This window comes from Hyella patelloides LEGE 07179, from assembly GCF_900659865.1.
Classification (GTDB): Bacteria; Cyanobacteriota; Cyanobacteriia; order Cyanobacteriales; family Xenococcaceae; genus Hyella; species Hyella patelloides.
In genome coordinates this window covers 1-19,716 of sequence record NZ_LR213890.1, presented here as the reverse complement: position 1 = coordinate 19,716, position 19,716 = coordinate 1, and the positions used below count along the sequence as shown (strand labels likewise).

Below are 19,716 nucleotides of genomic sequence, written 5' to 3'. Positions count from 1 at the left end.
TATTGTAAAAAAGAAGGCGATTGGGTAAAAAATACAGAAAATGCTGCTATGACGGCATCTTTTACCGCATATTTCTTATTATCTCCTTTTCGGTTATCTGGTAATTCCTTTAATTCTTGGTCTAAAAATCCGATTAACTGTGAGGCTTCGATGGTAACAGCTTTTTTCTTCATGTAGTATAGAACCCAGAGTGAAAATGAGGATTTTATCCACCCTCCACATCTATAATTTCATAATTTAACCAAAAATTATCCCTCATTAATCTTAGTTATCTGTCAAAGATAGAGAACTAAATCCCTATTTTTGCCAAAATGAGAATTGCTGATGGAACACGCAGAAAAAGCTGTTCGTTCTCTTTATTATGCAATGCGTCAAGCCATATCTACTAGAGCCGAGTTTACTTTACAAGGACAAGCAAAAGAGTTTGAAACAGGATTATTATCTTTGGTAACAGCACTAACTAAAGAACTAAAAAATGTCTGTCAACAAGAACTTTCCGATCTTGATTTAGATAAAGCAATTATTACGAATTTTGAAATTAGTATTACTCACAATCCTCCTAAACTTCCAGAAGAATTATTTAATTTTTCAGCCAATATTAAGCAAGATAATACTAGCAAGAAAGAAGTAGTAGGAAAGAAACAAGAAAAAGAACATTACACAAAAGGTAGTTGCTTTAAACAAGAAAAAACTAGAACCGTCACTAAAAATATTTATGACAATATTGAGTATCAAGAATTAAAAATTCCAGACTATAAAAACATGGCACGACAATGGGCAGGTGGAATTACTAAGGAAAAACAAAAACTTTGGGATATTCTTGATGATTGGATTAGTAACTATTTAGATAGGGTTGTTAAAGAATGCGATCGCACTATAAATAAAGTAATTAAATCTACCGAACGATCTTTTGATAAACAATTACAAACCATAGAAAAAGATGCGGTAAAGCAAGCAGTTTATTGGGGAAATTTTGAACAAGAATTGAATTCAATTACTGAAGCTTATCAGGAACTACAAAAAGAATCTGTTTGAATATGAATCATATTTATCGCTCGAAACAATTAACTTTTTTGGATAAGTTTGATTCTAGTTTAAATAAACTTATCCAAGATAAAAAAAATCAAGATTTAGATTATGCCATAATTTCTTGGTGTATTGAATTATCAATAGATCGATACTTTCCTCAAGCATCTAAAGAAATTAGATATAAAACAAATCAATGGATACAACATCATATAGTTATTCAAATAAGTCTAGAAATATATCGCAATCTTTTGATAATAACGGATCAAAAATGTACCAGACTAGGATTAGGAAAAATTTTTGGTAATCTTAACAACATTTCTCAGGTAGATTTTCGTTCCAACATTAAGGAGACTAAAAATAAAATGTCAACTAAATCAATATTATTAATTGCTTTTGTACTTACAGGAATAGGTTTATTGTTATTTTTATTAAATAAAAAAGAAAATCAGAAAAATAGCGAGAATACAAATCAATCTAACGCTTATTTACCTAATCAAATTCCAGTTAGAGAAAAATATATTTTAGCTTTGTTAATTAATAGCGATCGCCATCAAAAATTAATATATTCTTTGAAAAGTAATAATCATCTTAAATCAGAAGATAGTTCTAAACTATATGGTGCAACTCAAGGTTTATGGATTGGAACTAGAAGCAAGTTCGATTGATCGCAAATAAAACAAGAATTAGATAAAAATGCTCCAGTTAATACAACATCTGAGTATGACGTTAACTTTATCAAAATAGAACTAGATCGCGATGATTCTAGATTTAATCCTGATGTAAATCCAATGGATCGTAGAGATGCTTTTATAGAATTAGTCAAGCGATCTCCTAAGATAGCAGTTTCTCCGCGACTCTCATGTAAAGCTTATGAACATACAGAATTTTATAGTCGCTAGTTAAGGATTTTATCAATGTTAATTAATTCTCTTTTCTTAGTTAAAGATACCGCTATCATTCAAGGATTATTAAACGGAACACTTTTAAAAGTTGCTTCCAAAGTTCGTATGATAATGTCTGACCAAGCATTACAAATCTCACCTCAATTAGAACCACAGAAAATGTTATTGGCTAATATTGCTACCCAAGGTTGGGCAGTAGCTACAGCAACGGAAACGTATTTATTATTAGAAGTAGGCAAATTTGCAGAAGCACAAGAATTACTCGATTTGGAAATTCCCAGATTTCAACAAAATGCTCAACAATGGGCAAATAATTTATTAAATCAAGAACGTCCTGAACTAAATACCGCTTATCGTTTTACTGCACCTTTATTCAAACAGCATATTACTCCAGAAAGAGCAGATAGAATTGCCAATATTACTCAATGCGATCTCGATTTGTCCCTAGAGAAAAGGCAAGAAAAAAGAGATGATATTACCGTTGAGTTTCAGATGTCTTATGCCTCTCAATTCGATCGACATTGGATACATAAGCAAGTTGCGATAGCAGAATATTTAGATATCTATAGTGAATTATCTGCAAGATTAGAAAGTCTACAAGCTTTTACTAATTTATGTCAAAAAGCAGAAGTTAAAAATAGTCTCGCTCTTTTACCCAGCACAGAAAAAGAGAATGGTTGGTACACTTTATCTTCAGTTGTCTAAATTCACTTAATGAGTGAGCTTTAATTCTTGTTTAAAGAAAAGGTAGTCCCTACCAAAATTTCAGCCGTACCGAATAATTATTGTATCAAATATCAAATACGATACTTGAGTAGTCGATAGGTCAGCCGATGGTACTTGCCTGTGGAAGTATCGGAACTCTTAACTTGCATATCTTTGGAAGCCGATGAAGCAGGAATTTCTGATCGTGAGGTAAGAAGCCCGTATGTGTAAACACATAAGAGAGTTGTCATGAAATTGCATTCTTGAGGCTACGACAAAATTCTCCAATTGCTTTTAATCCCAATTCAGGAGTTCCATCTGCTAAACGCTTAACAAAAGCACTACCCACAATTACCGCTTCTGCGCCCCATTCCTTAACTTGTTTAGCTTGTTCTGGAGAAGAAATACCAAAACCAACACCGACAGGTTTATCTGTTTCTTGATGTAACTCTACTAGTAACTCATTAACTCTTGTTCCCATTGCGGTGCGCATTCCTGTAACGCCAGTAACAGAGACTAAATAAATAAAGCCTTGAGACTTAGAGGAGATCGCTTTTATTCTTTCTTGGGAACTGGTAGGAGCAACTAGTAGGGTTACTTCAATTCCCATCGCTTTAGCAGGTTCAATTAATACTTCGGCTTCTTCCAGTGGTAGATCTGGTACAACTAAACCTTTAACTCCAGCATCTTTAATCAGTTCTAAAAAACTTTCAACACCACGATAATAAATAGGGTTGTAATAGGTAAATAAAATAATCGGAACACTGACCTTACTACTAACTTCTTTAACAATAGCCAGAACGTCTTCTAACTTAACTCCTTTTGCCAAAGCGCGAGTAGCAGCAGCTTGAATAGTAGGTCCATCTGCCAGAGGATCGGAATAGGGAACACCCAACTCAATCATATCTGCTCCATTTTCAGCTAAAACTTGAATTGCTTTAGCAGTAGTTTCTAAATCGGGATCGCCCGCAGTAATGAAGGGAACTAAAGCACATTGAGATTGTTGTTTTAACTCTTGAAAGCGATCGGCAACAGATACGATGGTAGTGGTCATACGAAAAATAGTCATTAAAATATTGGTCAGTTAATCACTTCGTTAGGAAGTTTCTCGATCTTTTTCTTGTTCTATTTCTGCTTGTAGCTTGGCTAGCTCTTCAGGAGACATTTCTTCAAGGCGTTTTTGCAATACTGCTTCTTCATAATCTTTAAGTTGTTGATTGTAGGTCATATCTTTAGACAGTACCCGCAATATGTAAGTAGAACCCCAACCAATCAACCCTAAAACTAATAATAGCTGCGTCCAAATACCAGCAGAAATACCATCAAGTCCTGTTCCTTGCAAGACTAAATAGATCGCTCCACCACCAAGAAACACCGCCATAGAGATCGCAATTGCATCAATTCTACGCATAATCTACCTTTATTTAAGCCTTCAGATCGCGACGTTTGGGGCGAAAGTTCAAAAAAGGACTCAATAATAACATTCCAGGAAAGGACAAAAACACGAAAAGATACATAATTAGTCTTTCTATAGAACTAGCCACATACCAGCGTTTATTGAGATATAAATAAACCAATGCAGGTAATACTACTAAATAAGTACCGCTTAGTACCAAATACAATAGGGCAACCAATTGAGTCTCTGTGACTGGCATAACTGTTTCCTTACTTTTTACGTTATTTTAACTCTACAGCTAGCTCATAACTGTGATTGGTAAAAGGTTTTCACAAATCATGGGCTTTCACTGCAATTATTGTAACGTTAAGGGGTTACAAGCCTAAATCAATTTTTTTTCAAAAAAGTGTTGCAATATACGAAACATACTGTATGATATATTAGTCTCTAAAAAAACAGAGATTAATTGAATAACACCCACGGGGGTATGGCGGAATTGGTAGACGCTGCGGACTTAAAATCCGTTGAGGGTAATACTTCGTGAGAGTTCAAGTCTCTCTACCCCCATTTTTTGTGATAATTGTATCACGAGACGTTCTGTGACAGGAAGCATAACTTTGCCGTTTTGGAAGCTTTATGCTTCCTCTAACTCTTGGCAATTTTATGCTTCCGCTATAATTTCACTTATACTAAAACCAACTATCTTTCCAATTTGAGTTTAGACTAAAAAATGAATAAATAGTCAACTAAATAAGTAAATAGATTCAAAAAATCAACTTGATTCATCGGAAAATTCGGAAAAGTTAAGCTGATTTACTCTCTTCTTTGACTTTTTTCTGGCTTTCAAACTTTCCTTTCCCTTTCTTGACGATAGGAAATCGGATTTTTTGAGTGCGAATTCTGCCTTTTTGCCAACCAGGAGATTTTCCTCGGGGTTTGGGAGAACGAGCTGGGGTGCCAATCGTGGCAATAACTGTTCCAAAACTTTGAGCCACTCTTCCAGGGGTTAAATTAACCTGTGGCTTCTGCCAAGGTAAGGGATTATCCACGATAATGTCACGCGCCAGCCATAACTCCCAGGTCATCATTGGCATGAGATCGCTCCATCGGTCGCATTGTTCTTTAGTTCCCAAATTCGGTAACGTCCAATGTAATCTCTGTTTGGCAAAGCGATACCAATGCTCAATGGTAAAGCGACGCAAATATAATTTGACTACTTCAATTAAGGTGGGTATTGGTTCACCATGCCAAGCTAACCACAATGGTTTACTCTTAGGGGAGTCTAATTGTTCTACTCGAATCAAAGACAATTTCGCTTCGGCAGCTTGTTTAAAATGTAATTTATGCCAAGCTTGAATCTTAATTTGCCCTAATGAGGAGTCTTCTACCTCCAGAATTTCATCTTCACTTAACCAAGTTTCTGGGTCATTAAGCTTAAACTTGTGACCATGTTTCCTGGGGCGACCACGACCATCATAGGTTTTTGGTTCGCCATAGAAACAACGATTAGAACTTACCCGCATCAATTTGTCACAAGGAATATCTGCGGTTTGTTGTATGAAGGATGCACATCCGTACTGGCTATCAACAAGCATAATTGCTCTTTGGTCAAACTGAGAACACACTTGTTCGAGTTGTTGACTTAATTTACTGATGGCAGTTTCACTACTGCTAATTCTTTCGTGCAGTAATGGCAATACCCAACTTCCTTGTTTTTCAGGAATATAAGCAATAGTACTATAGCCAAAACCAACTCCAATAGGTCTATTGACAGCTATTCGAGAAGGTTGATGTTCATAAGTTCTTTCTTGAAGGGTTTTCGCATCTGGTCTCAACCAAGCACTATGATCTCCTACCAATATTGGTCTTTGATTATCGGTTATTTGTTGGCTGTAAACTGCCATCATTTTGTCTCGTGATGGATTACAATCTTCCAGAGCTTCGTAGGTACTATGCCATTGTCGTCGAAAGACTGGTGAGAGGGACAATTCCGCAAGACTAGTTGGATGACGACTTAAGATTGCTGCGTCGGTTAGTTCAAAAACTGCATCTTTACCGTGTCCTAGACAATGATATAGTTGTTTACGAAATTTTTTGAGTTTAATATCGGGCATTCTTGAGATAATTTCAATTTAATGCCTGATTTTACCTTCATTTGGCTCATTTTCAAACTCTCATCCCTTGTTGACTATCTATTCAATCTATTTAGTCTAAACTCCAGCGATTTGTTTGATGATGCTTTGTATTTCTTGGAAAGTTAAATAGATATCTCCCGCGTATTCTTTTAAACATCGAATATATTTTTCAATTTCATTGTTTTCCAAACCACATCTATCTAATTCATTTTCAAACCATTCCAATATTCCAGCTCCTTCGTCTTCTTCATATAAAAGAAATTTTTTAGGTATTTCAAGAGCTGTACACCCATAAATATTGTTGTAACAATGCTTGTTGGTATAATCGACATTAGCCAGAATAATAAGTAAGCATCGTCTATTCTCAGAGAGAGATGAATTACAATCTGCCTTGACTTTTTCAAAAAAGTTAGTAGCGTCGTTTTTGAAGTTATCTTTTTCCCAAGCATGATTCCAAATTACCAGCACTGTATCGAGATCTTTCTGCCGATCGACCAGTTGCAGAAGATTATCACAGCCCCGATTATCTTTTAATTTTCGCTCTATAGTATGCTGTAATGAGTTGCTATAATTTGAATGAATAATCTCGATTGGAGGGTAATATCCTCTATTTGTTTTCTCTTTAAACTCATTTAAGATGCGTTTTAATACATAGTTTTTTAAAACTGCATCATGACCAGTAATTTCAAATACGCATACTTTTTTTAATTTCAATTCTCGAATCAAGCTTATTCTTAAAGATTCCAGATTATAGTTGACAATATCAATCCTGCGAATTTCTTTTACAATAGTATCGCCCGACCTTTCTGAATCATAAAATGTTCTTATATCCAAGTTAGATCGAGCGATATTTGTATTTTCATAACTATCTGAAATTACAGGGCGTTTTATTTTATTAATATAAGATTTGATGTCAACATAATTATCAGAGTTTTGATCTAATTTATATTGAAAATACTCCAAAAACTGCAATAAGCTTTCTTGACCTGTTAAAAGCCGATCAAAAATAATTTCCACTAATTCTTTTATGGGAGCATCAAAATTTATGCTCTCTATATCTAACGGCGCTTTACTAGTATTGATTACTGAACGGAGGTTAACACCAGGCTTATCTAAATTACTACAGTAATCCTGAACAATAATTTGCAAGTGATTGATTTCACGAAAACTTAGCCTCGACATTCAAGAATAGTATAGTATTGATGTTTGCTGTGGGTTTTTAGTTGGATTAATAATTCTACAATTTTCTATCAATAATACTACTAACTATAGATTCAGTTGCAAAATCTTCAATTTCTCGGCAAATTGTTAATATTTTTTTTAGATATTCCACTTCCTCTGACTCCATCTCTTCTACAGTGCGATCGCGACATATCTCTACTGCGATCGCAATAGACTCCTTCAAACAATCATCGAATCGTTCGTAATCCCCTAGAGAATTATAAACAAAACTTAAATTTTGCCAAGCAATCCCTTGAGCAACTAAATCCCCTGTTTCTCGAACAATCTCTAAATACTGCTCGAAATAATTAATTGCTTGGGAATACTGCGCCAAATTCCCATAACCAACTCCTAAATATTCCAACACTTCCGCTTCTGACATACGAGCCTCATCCAAAGAATCACCATTATCTGCACGAATGAGAGTTAAAGCTTGTTGATAATAATCGATCCCTTGAGAGTATTCGGCTAAAGCATAACAAAAACCACCGATATCGAGTAAGGTAATTACCTCTGCATCGCGATCGCCTATTTCCCTAATAATTACTAATGACTGCTCTAAGTAACTAATTGCTTGTCGATAATCTTCCAAAGCATAACAAACACCTAGCAGACTCTCTAAGGCTCGATATTCGCTATTGCGATCGCCAAATCTTGCTGATAAAATTCAATAGCTCGATCGTATTTATGCTGCCGAAAGTAAATATTGCCCAAATTTCCCAGAGTTTGCGCTTCCCATCGACGATCTTGAATTTCTCTGGCGATCTCCAAACTTTTCTGTTGGTATGTAATTGCTCGATTGGTATTGCCAAGTAAAAGATAAACCGAGCCTAAATTCCCTAAAGCTGCTCCTTCTCCATAGCGATCGCCAACTTCTTGGAAGATTGACCAGCTTTGTTGATGATAGTCAATTGCCCGTTGATATTCACTAAGGTAATAGTAATTATTGCCTAAATTGCCCAGTATTGTCCCTTGTCCTAAACGATCTTTTATTTCTTGAGCAATAATTAAACTTTGCTGATGATATTCAATAGATCGTCCATAATCTCCTAGAGACATATACACATTACCTAAATTTTGCAGAGCATTTTCAACTCCCTGAAAATCATCATTTTGTTCGGCTAGATAAAAGTGTTGCTGGTGATATCCAATGGCTTCTTCGTATTTACCCAAAGCACGATGAGCATTACCCAAATTATTGCAACAAAAAGCATCTATGGTCGAGTCTACCTTCCCTAACAGTTGATTATAAAGTTCGATTTGCTCTTGATAATAACCCCAAGTGCCTAAATCATTGTGCCATTCTTGATTAGTAGAAAGACTTAGAGATATAGAAAGTAGCTGGCTTACTTTCTGCCACACTTCCACTTCACAGAGATGATAAAAAGCTTCCAAGTAGCCTCTGACATTTTCTAAGTTAGAAGCATCCACTTTTGATTTGTATTTAGTCAGCCAGTTAATGACAGCTCTATATTGACGGCGTTTTTTTCGTGGCTTAATAGATTTTATGTCTGCTGGATCTATATTTAACTTCGCCAATACTAAATTACCAGGTGGTAATATCTTGTCTTGTTCTAGTTTCTGCTGCTGGAAATTAAACTCAATCTGATTAATCATGTTTAACCTCCATAACTATCGTTCTAATATTTTTCCAGCTTGTCTCTAACTTTCATCAATATTGCGATCTAGTTCTGCTATTTTATTGAGGACTGTATTTTCTTGAGGGGATAGACCAATTTGTCTAAAAATATCCAATGATTTTTGTAAATATTCTTTAGCTTGCGGATAACTTTTTAATTGTATTAATGTATCTCCTAAATTATAAAATGCTGCTCCCTCTCCTGAAATATCTCCAATTTCCTGCATCACAACCGAACATTTCTGGTGATACTCTAAAGCTCGTTCGTAAAATTTTTTCTGATAATAAGCATTACCTATATTTCCCAGTGTCTTTCCTATACCCGAAGTGTTGCTAACCTTTTGAGAAATAATTAAATCTTTCTGGTAATACTCTAGAGCTTTGTCATAGTCTTGCATGGATTTATAACAAAGACCCAGATTACCTAATGCTCTTCCTTGCCCCGCTAAATCGTCAATCTGTCGCGCAATAGATAAATGCTTTTCTAGGTATTCAATTGCTTTCTCATATTGTTCTAAAGACCAATAGATAACCCCTAAATTAGCATATGCTTCTTCTCTTCCACGAAGATTATCTAATTGCTCGACAATTTCTAAACGCTGCTGATGATAATCAAGAGATCTATCGTAATCTCCTTTAGAATAATAAACATTAGCTAAATTTCCTAAGGCGATACTTTCCTCAATGAGATCGTCAATTTGCCTTGCAATGGTTAAATGTTGTTGAAGACAATCAAGAGCGAGATCGTAATTACCTTGTAAACGATAAGTAACTCCTAAAGCTCCAATAGCACGCCCTTTTATAACAAGATCGGAAATTGTTTTGGCAATAGTTAATGCTTCTTGAATTAACTCAATTGCTAAATCATATCTACCTAGAGAACGATAGTTGACACCAATATTTATTTTAGCTTTGCTTTCTTGGACTAGATTATTACTTGTCCGAGCAACTTCTAATGCTTGCTGATAGTATTCAGTAGATTGTTCGTAATCTCCCAAGGAATAATAGACACTACCTAAGCCACTCAAACAAATAATATTCCATTCATCATCTAGCTTGCCTAAAAGTTTACTGTATAGGTTCAATTGTTCTTTATAATAACCCCAAGTATCTATTTGATTGTGTAATTTTTCTTGGCTAGGAGTATTAAGAGTAACGGAAATGATTTGGCTGGCTTTTTTCCACTCTTCTAACTCACAAAAATGATAAAAAGATTCTAGTAGACCTTTTATTTTTTCTAAATTAGAAGTGGTTGCTGATGATTTATATTTGGATATCCAGTTAACAATTGCTCTATAGTGAGTGCGTTTCCAACGAGATTTTATGAATTTTACTTTTGATGGATTGATATTAAGTTCAATCATAATTAAATCACTATCAGGTATAATACTCTCATGATTTAAATTTTGTTGTTCTAAATCAACTTGTTTATTCATTAGTTTTAGTTTTTGTCCATTACTTTCTAAATTTATTTATTTCAATCTTAGTAAAACAACATTAAATTTTTTAGTTATTCACCTCTAGGCTTTTGAATTCCATTTAATATAGTTTTTTGAGATAATACATAATGAACAAATGAAGCAGCAGCGCCAGCAGCTAAAGGTTGATGTTTGTTATGTTTTTTTCCATCTCCCCAGTCAGATATAGATTTAACTAAAATCCACGCTGTACCGACTCGCTCTGAGGCAGCGCACAAAGCAGCTCCTTCCATTTCACCCCCAATCGCTTCGGGAAATTGCTCAAACAGCTCTGCTTTAAACTCAGGGTTATCTATTAATTTTTCTCCAGATAGAATAGAACCAACCTCAGGAGGATTACAAAACATACCATCAATACTTTTAGACTTCCAGTCATGAACGCAATCGAAACGATCTAATAAAGTTTTATTACTGCTCTTGGGAATATTTCTATTAATAGTCTCTTTTCCAACACGCTGCGATTCGTAAGGTTGAATTTCAGAAGCAATAAGCACATCTCCAATTTTCTGTTTTGTTGGATCTCTACCACAAGCAATACCAACCATTATGATCGCTTTAGGATTCCATTTTCTTAAAACTTGCTCGACTGCCAATGTAGCTTCATTATTATTAATAGAGCCTATTCTGCACCTAGTAACAACAGTTTTATAAGCACCAAATTTTCCCAAATGATAAGTCGCAGACTCTGAGTAAACTCTTTGGATGTTTTGCTTGCGAGGATAAGGCTTGAGCAATTGTAGTACTTTCAACAGCTCAATATCCGTAGCAGTTAGAAGAACAACGTCAATTTCTTTTTTGATAGATTCACACGAGTTTTCCTCAATTTCTTGGCTTTCTGGAAAATCTTCATAAGTTTGATATTGTGCGTCAAGTTTTTTTATTAATTTATTACATTCATTTTTTAATGGTATATTTAATTCGTTTACTATACTTAAGGATTGCATACAATATTTTTTAGCTGTATCTACGTCTCCTATAATTTTGTGTGTTTTTGCTAATTGATAAATAGCATTAGATTCTTGAACAAAAGCTCCAAGTCTATTAAAACTCAATGATAATTCCTGTAATTTTATTGCAATTTCTTGTTCTAGTAATAGAATATTATCTTGATTGAATTCTCTCTTGTTTATAGTTAAGTTAATTGAAATTGCATAAAAGTCATATAATAATTCGACAATATCATTATTAAACTCAATATCAATATCATTTTTCTTAAAGTCTAATTTATTTGCATCTGATTCTACCCAAGAACAAAAATCAATATTATTTTCGTTAAAAGTTAGTTTTGTTTTTTCTGATTCTACTTTGCTGATATTGAGCTTATTTTTTTTGAATTCTACATCAGAAATGAGTTTTTTCATAATATTAATAGACTGATCGTACAAAAAATCTGCTACTTCATATTTGGTTAGCTTTGAATGAATTAAACCTAAATAATTAAGAGCTTTTGCTTCTATTTTGCTTGCTTCTTTACTGTCTATTCTTCTTACAATGTTTCGGCTACTATCTTGATATGAACTTGCATCTTTAAAGTTTTCTATAAAGTAATAGTTATATCCCAAGCTAGTTAATGCAACGGCTGTTTCTAAACTAGTATCTATGCTTCTTGATATGTTTAACTGTTGACTATGGTACTCAATAGCAATTTTGTAGTTTCCCAAACAAGTATGAATAGTACCTAAACCATGTAAAGCTATTATTTTCCATTGTTGATTTGCTGTTTGAAAAGCTTGTTCCTGAATTAGTAAATATTGCTTGGCAGCTTCAGAATATTTTCCTTCCCGTTTAAACTTTTCTGCCGAGCGAATTAATGATGTAATATTTATCTTTTCTTGATGACTTCCCATCATTATTTACTTTAGACAATTAAAAATTTATAAATTTTGTTTTCCATATGCTAATATTCTCTCAAAAATAGCTATCTCGCCATCACTTATATTATATTTTGAATATTGTTTAGTAAGGTAATTTATAAAAAGAATCAAAGGATGATTATCTTTTTCATGACTTGATATTCTGTAATCTATAAATTGAGAAGTCAAAATGGATATAAACTCTCTGATCTTCAAATTAAAGTCAAGATTGGCGATGAAATAATCATCAATTCCTGAGTTTTTAAGAATACTTTTTTTGCCTGCAATACTATCAATACTCGCGAACAAATTTTGTAAAGCATATTCAAATTGAATTAGATCGCCAGTTTCTATATTAGAAAAGACTTTGTAATTACTTTTTTCCTCTTCTATATAGCTTATTGTTTGTTTTAGGTCTGATTCTATATTAGTGTTATCAGATATAGATATATTGGTTTCTGCATCATCTTCATCAAGTTGTTTCAATCTTTCAAGGGATATACCTCTAATCAAATTATGTTGTCTAAGCAAAAATTCATTGCTTTCATTTACCATTTCTTCAACTAAAAAGCGATCGCGTAAAGTATCTAATGCTTTATCTCGATCTTCTTTCTCTATATCCCAATCTTCCAAATGGGAAAGCCAAAATTCTTCTGGTACTTCACAACGGTAAACTGAAGATTCACACAGTAACAAATAAGCATTGCGGACATCTATATGTAGGCGATTAAAAGCTTTTTCTAATCTTTCTTGAACATTTCTGCGTAAATTGCGCGTGTATCGATGCAAATTAAATTGATCGTCTGCTGATGCAGTTACCCCACCCGATTTAGCTTCTTGTATTGCTTCTTCTACCTCTTCTATTTCTTGACCGTATTTATTCCAATAGGCTAAAATATTTTTGTTGAATGGATGATTAACAATTTCTCCAGCTATTACCCGCAATGCTAGAGGATGACCTTCATAAGCACTCCCAATTCTTTTTAAATAAGCTTGTCCTTCTGCATTTTCATGAATATCTAATCCAGTTTTGCCGAACAAAGCTAACTGCTCTAGTTTTTCTAACCCACTAAGGGGTTGACAATACCAAAAATTTTGGTATCTGCCTCCAACAGTAGGAATTTGTGCTGGTAAATCTTGTGAGGTTAAAATGATGCTGCTTTGGCAGGAATCAGCATTAAGCCATGTTTGAAAAAATTTTACCCACCATTCATCTTTAAAGTCACTCCAGCCCTCTTCTTCATTTCCTTCCAATATATTTTCTAAAGAATCAATCTGCACCAGATAGCAATTTTCTTGCAAATGTCTAACCAAACGATCTAGTAATCTTTGAGTATCTTTACGATCTTCTGGCGTAACTAGCTCGCCACATTTTTCTAGCAATCTTCCAGCTACACTAGCAAAATCACAAGATTGTTTCTCGTTGTCAAAATTTTCTTGAAGATATTTATCCCAATTATTATCAAACCAGTCTTCTAACTCAATACTTAATCTCTCACCTAGTGCAGTTTTCCCAATACCTGTAATTCCTACAAGTATTAACAAGCGACAAGATTTTTGCACTCGACTGCTTAAGTCATTAATTAGTTCTTCACGACCTACCCACGCATTGTCATAAGCGAAAAAGCTGGGAGTTTTTGAATGAGTTTCAGACTGATTGGTAGAAACCTTTTGTTTGCCAATATTATACTTCGCTAGCACTTCAAAAGCAAAAGCACTGGCATGACTCGCAGCACTTCCTTGAGAGCCAGAAGCATCTGCCTCACTTTTTTTCTCAATCAAATCAGAAATCCCTCGAACAATTAGTGCTGATACCTGCTGATTGGCATGAGCTGCTTGAAGCAAACCTCTTCCCTCCATTTCTACCGCTACTGCATCACCGTAATTGAACTGGAGAAATCCAAATAGACTAGATTCTTTGGAAGCAACTACTTTTTCTCCCGCAGCTATAGGAGCTACAAACACATTAGGTACTGAACTAGGAAGCGATTTCAGCCTTGCCAACCAATCTTCTTTTCTTGCTTCAGCCTTCGCACGCTGAATCATGCCATATGTTGATTGTCCTACATCGGGTCTAGGTTTGAAGTTAATTTCTACTTTGCCAGACTCATAACCATAAACTTTGGTTGCAGCTACTACGTCTCCGAGTTCAACGTCTTTAATTCCTCCAGCTACCCCAACAAACAGAATCACATTAGGGTGAAAATAGGCGATCGCTCTTTCAGCTTCCAAAGCTGCTCCTGAATTTCCCGCGCCTACCTCAACAATACCTATTTCCCAAGTGTCACCATTAGCAGAAAAGTTACCTCGTTCATAAATAGTTCCTTGAGGGTGCATTTCCTCTTTTAAATTGGTCAAATGAGAGCGAACTGCCTTGTATTCAATAGGAATAGCTGTGAGAATAACTGCGCGAGGCATAGATTTAACTCAAAGATTAAAATTACTTACTCTTTATTGTGACTATTTTGTTAATTTTCAACCACTCATATCATAATTATTTTATTTTTCTAAGGTATGAGTCCAAATAAAAAACAATGAGCCATCAAGATGAAAAAACATCATTAATCTTAGATTCAAGTTCATAGCATTCTTGGAGCAATGGAATACCTAATTCACTAGCAATAGCGATCGCCTGTTGACAATAATTTTTTGCTCGCTCAAACTGTTCTAATTTGAAATACAACTCTGCTAAACTCCTCAATACCGTTGCTTCCGAAGAACGCAAACCGATTTTGCGACAGATTTCCAAAGCTGTCAGTAAATTTGATTCTGCTTCGCTATATTGCTCCAGTCTTAAGCACACAGTTCCTATATTTCCTAGCATTACAGCTTTCCCTCTCTGAGTTTTAAGCTCTTGAGCTATATTCAAACTCCACTGATAAAAATCCAATGCTTGCTCGTATCTTTCCAGAAAAAACGCCGTATCGCCGAATGCGCCTAAGATAATTCTTTCCTGTTCTCGATCTTCAATTTCCCAGGCAATTTCCAAACTCTTTCGGTGACACTGCACGCCTTCGTCAGAGTTTCCTAATCCTATGTATGCATTCCCTAATCTACCTAAAATGTTAGTTTCACAGCTACGGTTTTTGATTTTTTGGGCGATCGCCAGTCCTCGTTCGAGATATTCAACTGCCTTACTATAATCTCCCAAACTGTCATAAGTTAAGCCTAAGCCAGAAAGTGCCAAACTCTGTCCGCGATAGTCTTGAATCTGAAGCGTAAGCTGTAAACTCTGCTGATAACAAGCGATCGCTCTTTGGTAATTTCCCAACGCAAAATAAGCACTACCTAAACTATATAGAGATACTCCCTGTCCGCGACGATCTTTGATTTCTTTCCCTATTTCTAAACTATTTTGATGACATTCAATTGCCTTAGTTACTTCTCCCAGACTTTCGTAAGCAGTCCCCAAGTTACCTAAAGCGTTACTTTCAGCATAGATATCCTGAAGTTGTCGAGCAATATTTAAATGCTGCTGATGATATTCAATAGCACCCTCGAATTCTCCCAAAGCACCGTAGGCGTTACCTAAATTACCTAAAGCTTCTCCTTCTCCTTTTTGATTGTGATTATCTCTAGCAATTGCCAAACTTTGTTCGTAGCATTTAATTGCCTCTGGATAATCTCCCAAACCATAGTATGCCAACCCCAGATTGCCTAAAAACGCTTGTTCGGCACGATAATCTTTGATTTGTCGCAAAATAGTTAAACTGCGCTGAAAAAATGCGATCGCCTCTGTATAGTTACCGATATAGTAATGATTCAGTCCAATATTCCCCAATGCGTAGCCTTGAGATTGAATATCTTCAATAGCTTGTGCCACAGTAAGATGCTGTTCTTGTAGTTCAATGGCTTTAGTATAGTTAGCGATCGCAGTCTGGAAATTAGCCAAACCATTCAAACAATTAGCATCCCAATTGCGATCCACTTTATACAATAGTTTCTGATAAAGATCGGCTTGTTGTTGATAATAGCCCCAAGTTTTGAGTTGATTGTGAAACTCCTCATTGCTGGGAGTATTGAGGCGTATACTTAGAATTTTCGTTGCAGCGTCCCAATCTTCAACCTCACTAAGATGATCGAATGCCTGTAAATAACCTTTGATTTGTTCTAAATTGGTAGCCTCAGCAGGAGGCTGATATTTAGTTAACCAGTTAATAGCAGCACGATATTGAGCGCGTTGCAGCTTCCCAATTTTTGCCGATCTCAAACTACTTGGTACAATACCTAACTCTCTTAGTACAGATTCACCTGAAGGGATAAGAGCAACGATTTCACTGTTTGATTTTTCTTCACTTAAAGCGTTATGGATATTTTTTAGAGCGTTAAGAGAATTAGTCTCTATGGTTAAATCGTGAATTTCTCTGGCGATCGTTAAGCTGTGCTGCAAGTATTCTAAAGCGAGCTCGTATTCTTTAAGCTCGTGATAGGTGCATCCCAAACAAACAGCAGCAGAGCCTTCTAGCCATCGATCTGAAATCTCCTGGGCAATAACCAAGCATTGATGATGACACTCAAGCATCTGCTTGTAGTCACCGCGATCGCTTTCTATTTTTTGATAAACCCATCCCAAACTTAACAAGGCTAAAGCTTCTAAACGACGCTCTCCAATCTTTTGAGCTAAGGCTATGCTTTGGTTATAGCTTTCAAGAGCTTGCTCTGTTTGGTTGTGAGAAAAGTAAATACTGCCTAACTGTATGAGTAACTGTGATTCAGAAGAACGATCTTGAATCAAACGCACTTTAACCAAATCTTGTTGAAGCGAATAAATTTCTGGCGTGCAATCTAGAGAATTTTGTCGATCTGGTTCATTCAAGTTACTCATTTTTTCCTTCAGCCTCAATTCTCAAAAAGTAACTCTCTCAATCTGTCTACTGCTTGTTGACCGCCTTCTTGTTGCGCGATCGCCTGTAGCTGTTCTTCTATATGAGTAACATATTCTTCTATCCCTATTTCCAATGCTATTTTACTCAGAGTCATCATCGCTATATCAACTTGAGGTGAATTAATACAGTCGAAAATATGTAAACTCCGCATTCCCATTGAAACAGCTTGAGCAAAGTCCTGTCGTAAGCGATAAGCATCGCTCAAATTATGTATTGCTGCTGCTGCTGCAAAGTTGTCTTTCAAGCCAGCAGAAATAGCTAAACTCTGTTTGTGACATTCAATAGCCTTTTCGTATTCTCCCTGATAGGCGTAAGTGTTTCCCAGGTTAGTTAAAGTATTCGCTTCCCCTTGTCTATCTTCAAGCTGTTTAGCTAAAACCAATTTTTTCTGATGATAATCTATTGCTTGGGCAAATTCCCCCTGAGAATGATAAACCACCGCTAAATTACCTAATGCTTTTTCCTTCCCTTCTAAAAAACCTATTTCTGTAGATAGTTCAAGTTGCTGATGCAGATAATCTAAGGCTGTGGAATAATCTTGTAGCGCACAATAGGCATTTCCCAAACTTCCCAAAACTGATGCCTCTTCAATCCTGTTACCCCTTTGGCTGGCAATTAATAAGCTTTCCTGAAGATGCTCGACAGAAAGTTGATAATCTCCTAGAAGATAGTAAACAATACCCAAATTTCCTAGCGCATTGCCAAAACAGCCGCGATCGTCTATTTTTTGAGCAATCCTAAGCTGTTGTATATGATAAGTGAGTGCTTGCCGATAATCTCCCAAAAGCCGATAGATAACTCCTATATTACCCAGAATTTGGCTTTTTCCTTTGAGATTTGATACTTGATGAGCAATTTTCAAAGCTTGCTGACAGCGATCAATCGCTTCTCCATACTCTTCTAGAGAACCATAAACATTACCCAGATTACAGAGTGCATTTTCTTCGCTCTGGCGATCGCCAATTTCTTGTGCGAGAAGTAGCTGCTGCTGATGCAATTCAATCGATTGATGATAGTTCCCTAAAGCACGATAAGCTAAACCTGAACCATTAAGACAAATAGTATCCCATTCTGGATCGAGCTTTCCTAAAAGTCTTTGATACAAATTAATTTGCTCTTTGTATAAGCCAAAAATGCCTAGTTGAACGTGAAATTGCTCAATTGAGTCAGTATTTTCTGATTTATTTAATGTTTGCAGGGAAACTTTTAGCATTGTTCCGCCCGAAACTAATGCAGCAGCTTTATCCCAAGCTTCAACTTCGCAAAGATGGTGAAACGCTTCCAAACATCCTCTTAATTGCTTAAGTTGACTGTCATGAGGCTGAGGTTTGTAGCGAGATAGCCAGTTTTTTACTGCTCTATAATGGGAGCGTTTCCAAGATGGCATCTTCTTAGACTCATGAGTTACCTGGTCTATTTCTAAATATGCCAATACTGACTCATTGCTAGAATATGTGCTTTGCCGTGGCTCAATTGGTAATTTTTGACTCTCCAAGACTCTAAGACTATTGGTTATTCAAGTTGAAAATATTGTAGCTAATTCTGTTTATCAGATATGTCTTACAGAGTTGGCAACAGCAATTAATCCCGCACTCAATGTTTACAAAGGTTAAATTACTACTTTTTGTACAAGCACTATAATCACTAAAGCTACTTCAAATAACTTACAGATAACAACTATTATCAGATGCTTCAGGTATATCTTGATGAATACGGGAAACTCAAAGAAGAACAAGCACAGCGCATCGGCTTCCGCGACAACATAATCTATGTAACTTTAGGGTTATTTGGTGGCGTTCTTTCATTTGCATTATCCGACAAAACCCACCTCTATGCACTTTTAGTTATTCCCTGGATTTGCCTGATTTTAGGCTGGACTTATTTAGTCAACGATGAGAAAATTTCGGCAATTGGTAAATACATTCGCTTAACTCTATCTAAAAAGATTTACGAAACAACTAAAAATACTACTCCCGAAGAAAACATACAAATGGATCTTGAATCTATTTTTGGTTGGGAAACGGCGCACAGAAGCGATAAACGGCGCAAAAAACGCAAAATAGAACAGTTGATTATAGATCAGATTACTTTTGTCTTGTCTGGCATTATTGCTTTATTTACCTTCTGGTTTTCAGCCTCTAATATTGCTGTTGTGACTCATATTCTCTGTGCAATTGAGCTTGTTACCTTAATTGCGCTGGGTGTAGAAATTTTTATGTATGCTGACTTGGCAGAAGGGCGTTAACTTTCAACCATAGTTATTTTAGCTGTACAACTAAGTGGTCTTCGATTCAATGACATCGATAGTTTTAAGAAAAGCTAGTAAAAATCTAGCAGAAGTTTCCGCAGCATATAAGCGAAATTGGTCGCTTTTGTCATAGTCGGCGTAATCTTGAACAGATTTAAATACAATCATCGGAATATCGTGAATCTCGGCAACAGCACCAACGGCTGCGCCTTCCATTTCTATTC

General features: G+C 35.6%; 17 protein-coding genes, 1 tRNA gene and 1 pseudogene. 5 read left to right on the top strand and 14 right to left on the bottom strand.

What is annotated here, in order from left to right:
- A pseudogene (locus H1P_RS38335) lies at positions 1 to 173 on the bottom strand (ISNCY family transposase); the annotation flags it as partial.
- 151 nt (positions 174 to 324) lie between these two features.
- Here H1P_RS38335 and H1P_RS18640 point away from each other — a divergent pair.
- From H1P_RS18640 to H1P_RS18630, 3 genes are all read left to right on the top strand, one after another.
- Positions 325 to 1,035 (top strand): hypothetical protein, encoded by a 711-nt coding sequence (locus H1P_RS18640; RefSeq protein WP_144870123.1) that lies wholly within the window; start codon positions 325 to 327, stop codon positions 1,033 to 1,035.
- 2 nt (positions 1,036 to 1,037) lie between these two features.
- A complete protein-coding gene (locus H1P_RS18635) occupies positions 1,038 to 1,694 on the top strand; it encodes a hypothetical protein (RefSeq protein ID WP_144870121.1) in 657 nt (218 codons plus the stop codon).
- A gap of 249 nt (positions 1,695 to 1,943) precedes the next feature.
- Positions 1,944 to 2,636: a hypothetical protein gene (locus H1P_RS18630; RefSeq protein WP_144870119.1), complete on the top strand. Its 693-nt coding sequence runs from the start codon at positions 1,944 to 1,946 to the stop codon at positions 2,634 to 2,636.
- Positions 2,637 to 2,883: 247 nt separating this feature from the next.
- Here H1P_RS18630 and trpA read toward each other — a convergent pair whose 3' ends face one another.
- The 3 genes from trpA to ndhL are packed head-to-tail and all read right to left on the bottom strand — an operon-like array spanning position 2,884 to position 4,291.
- Complete coding sequence (gene trpA / locus H1P_RS18625) at positions 2,884 to 3,678, bottom strand: tryptophan synthase subunit alpha (protein ID WP_144870125.1); 795 nt, start codon at positions 3,676 to 3,678, stop codon at positions 2,884 to 2,886.
- A gap of 54 nt (positions 3,679 to 3,732) precedes the next feature.
- On the bottom strand, positions 3,733 to 4,047 hold the full coding sequence (locus H1P_RS18620) for a DUF3007 family protein (RefSeq protein WP_144870117.1): 315 nt from the start codon (positions 4,045 to 4,047) through the stop codon (positions 3,733 to 3,735).
- Between the two features lie 13 nt (positions 4,048 to 4,060).
- A complete protein-coding gene (gene ndhL / locus H1P_RS18615) occupies positions 4,061 to 4,291 on the bottom strand; it encodes an NAD(P)H-quinone oxidoreductase subunit L (RefSeq protein WP_144870115.1) in 231 nt (76 codons plus the stop codon).
- Positions 4,292 to 4,513: 222 nt separating this feature from the next.
- Between ndhL and H1P_RS18610 the strand changes: the two genes are divergently transcribed.
- Positions 4,514 to 4,599 (top strand) — tRNA-Leu (locus H1P_RS18610).
- Positions 4,600 to 4,835: 236 nt separating this feature from the next.
- On the opposite strand, the gene H1P_RS18605 is transcribed toward H1P_RS18610, so the two are convergent.
- From H1P_RS18605 to H1P_RS18565, 9 genes are all read right to left on the bottom strand, one after another.
- A complete protein-coding gene (locus tag H1P_RS18605) occupies positions 4,836 to 6,146 on the bottom strand; it encodes an NF041680 family putative transposase (RefSeq protein WP_144870113.1) in 1,311 nt (436 codons plus the stop codon).
- Between the two features lie 96 nt (positions 6,147 to 6,242).
- Complete coding sequence (locus H1P_RS18600) at positions 6,243 to 7,316, bottom strand: hypothetical protein (protein ID WP_144870111.1); 1,074 nt, start codon at positions 7,314 to 7,316, stop codon at positions 6,243 to 6,245.
- An 88-nt stretch (positions 7,317 to 7,404) separates the two neighbouring features.
- Positions 7,405 to 8,001, bottom strand: a complete 597-nt coding sequence (locus H1P_RS18595; protein WP_281291187.1) for a tetratricopeptide repeat protein — start codon at positions 7,999 to 8,001, stop codon at positions 7,405 to 7,407.
- A gap of 5 nt (positions 8,002 to 8,006) precedes the next feature.
- Entirely contained in the window at positions 8,007 to 9,005 is a 999-nt protein-coding gene (locus H1P_RS18590; RefSeq protein WP_144870107.1) for a tetratricopeptide repeat protein, read from the bottom strand.
- A gap of 45 nt (positions 9,006 to 9,050) precedes the next feature.
- Positions 9,051 to 10,463, bottom strand: a complete 1,413-nt coding sequence (locus tag H1P_RS18585; protein ID WP_144870105.1) for a tetratricopeptide repeat protein — start codon at positions 10,461 to 10,463, stop codon at positions 9,051 to 9,053.
- A 74-nt stretch (positions 10,464 to 10,537) separates the two neighbouring features.
- A complete protein-coding gene (locus tag H1P_RS18580) occupies positions 10,538 to 12,355 on the bottom strand; it encodes a tetratricopeptide repeat protein (RefSeq protein ID WP_144870103.1) in 1,818 nt (605 codons plus the stop codon).
- Between the two features lie 24 nt (positions 12,356 to 12,379).
- Positions 12,380 to 14,776 (bottom strand): phosphorylase family protein, encoded by a 2,397-nt coding sequence (locus tag H1P_RS18575; RefSeq protein ID WP_144870101.1) that lies wholly within the window; start codon positions 14,774 to 14,776, stop codon positions 12,380 to 12,382.
- Positions 14,777 to 14,900: 124 nt separating this feature from the next.
- Positions 14,901 to 17,183, bottom strand: coding sequence for a tetratricopeptide repeat protein (locus H1P_RS18570; protein WP_144870099.1), 2,283 nt, complete (start codon positions 17,181 to 17,183; stop codon positions 14,901 to 14,903).
- Between the two features lie 14 nt (positions 17,184 to 17,197).
- A complete protein-coding gene (locus H1P_RS18565; RefSeq protein ID WP_144870097.1) occupies positions 17,198 to 18,739 on the bottom strand; it encodes a tetratricopeptide repeat protein in 1,542 nt (513 codons plus the stop codon).
- Positions 18,740 to 18,931: 192 nt separating this feature from the next.
- On the opposite strand from H1P_RS18565, the gene H1P_RS18560 reads away from it, so the two are divergent.
- Positions 18,932 to 19,489 carry a hypothetical protein gene (locus H1P_RS18560; protein ID WP_144870095.1) on the top strand — a complete coding sequence of 186 codons (558 nt, stop codon included), beginning with the start codon at positions 18,932 to 18,934 and terminating at the stop codon, positions 19,487 to 19,489.
- Positions 19,490 to 19,519: 30 nt separating this feature from the next.
- Here the strand turns inward: H1P_RS18560 and H1P_RS18555 are convergent.
- A partial coding sequence (locus H1P_RS18555) for a phosphorylase family protein (RefSeq protein ID WP_144870093.1) occupies positions 19,520 to 19,716 on the bottom strand: 197 nt, incomplete at its 5' end.

Bases quoted from the DNA above. Each gene is read 5' to 3' on its own strand.
- H1P_RS18640 (WP_144870123.1), top strand. From the start codon at position 325: ATGGAACACGCAGAAAAAGCTGTTCGTTCTCTTTATTATGCAATGCGT.
- H1P_RS18635 (WP_144870121.1), top strand. From the start codon at position 1,038: ATGAATCATATTTATCGCTCGAAACAATTAACTTTTTTGGATAAGTTT.
- H1P_RS18630 (WP_144870119.1), top strand. From the start codon at position 1,944: ATGTTAATTAATTCTCTTTTCTTAGTTAAAGATACCGCTATCATTCAA.
- H1P_RS18620 (WP_144870117.1), bottom strand. From the start codon at position 4,047: ATGCGTAGAATTGATGCAATTGCGATCTCTATGGCGGTGTTTCTTGGT.
- ndhL (WP_144870115.1), bottom strand. From the start codon at position 4,291: ATGCCAGTCACAGAGACTCAATTGGTTGCCCTATTGTATTTGGTACTA.
- H1P_RS18605 (WP_144870113.1), bottom strand. From the start codon at position 6,146: ATGCCCGATATTAAACTCAAAAAATTTCGTAAACAACTATATCATTGT.
- H1P_RS18590 (WP_144870107.1), bottom strand. From the start codon at position 9,005: ATGATTAATCAGATTGAGTTTAATTTCCAGCAGCAGAAACTAGAACAA.
- H1P_RS18585 (WP_144870105.1), bottom strand. From the start codon at position 10,463: ATGAATAAACAAGTTGATTTAGAACAACAAAATTTAAATCATGAGAGT.
- H1P_RS18580 (WP_144870103.1), bottom strand. From the start codon at position 12,355: ATGATGGGAAGTCATCAAGAAAAGATAAATATTACATCATTAATTCGC.
- H1P_RS18575 (WP_144870101.1), bottom strand. From the start codon at position 14,776: ATGCCTCGCGCAGTTATTCTCACAGCTATTCCTATTGAATACAAGGCA.
- H1P_RS18570 (WP_144870099.1), bottom strand. From the start codon at position 17,183: ATGAGTAACTTGAATGAACCAGATCGACAAAATTCTCTAGATTGCACG.
- H1P_RS18560 (WP_144870095.1), top strand. From the start codon at position 18,932: ATGCTTCAGGTATATCTTGATGAATACGGGAAACTCAAAGAAGAACAA.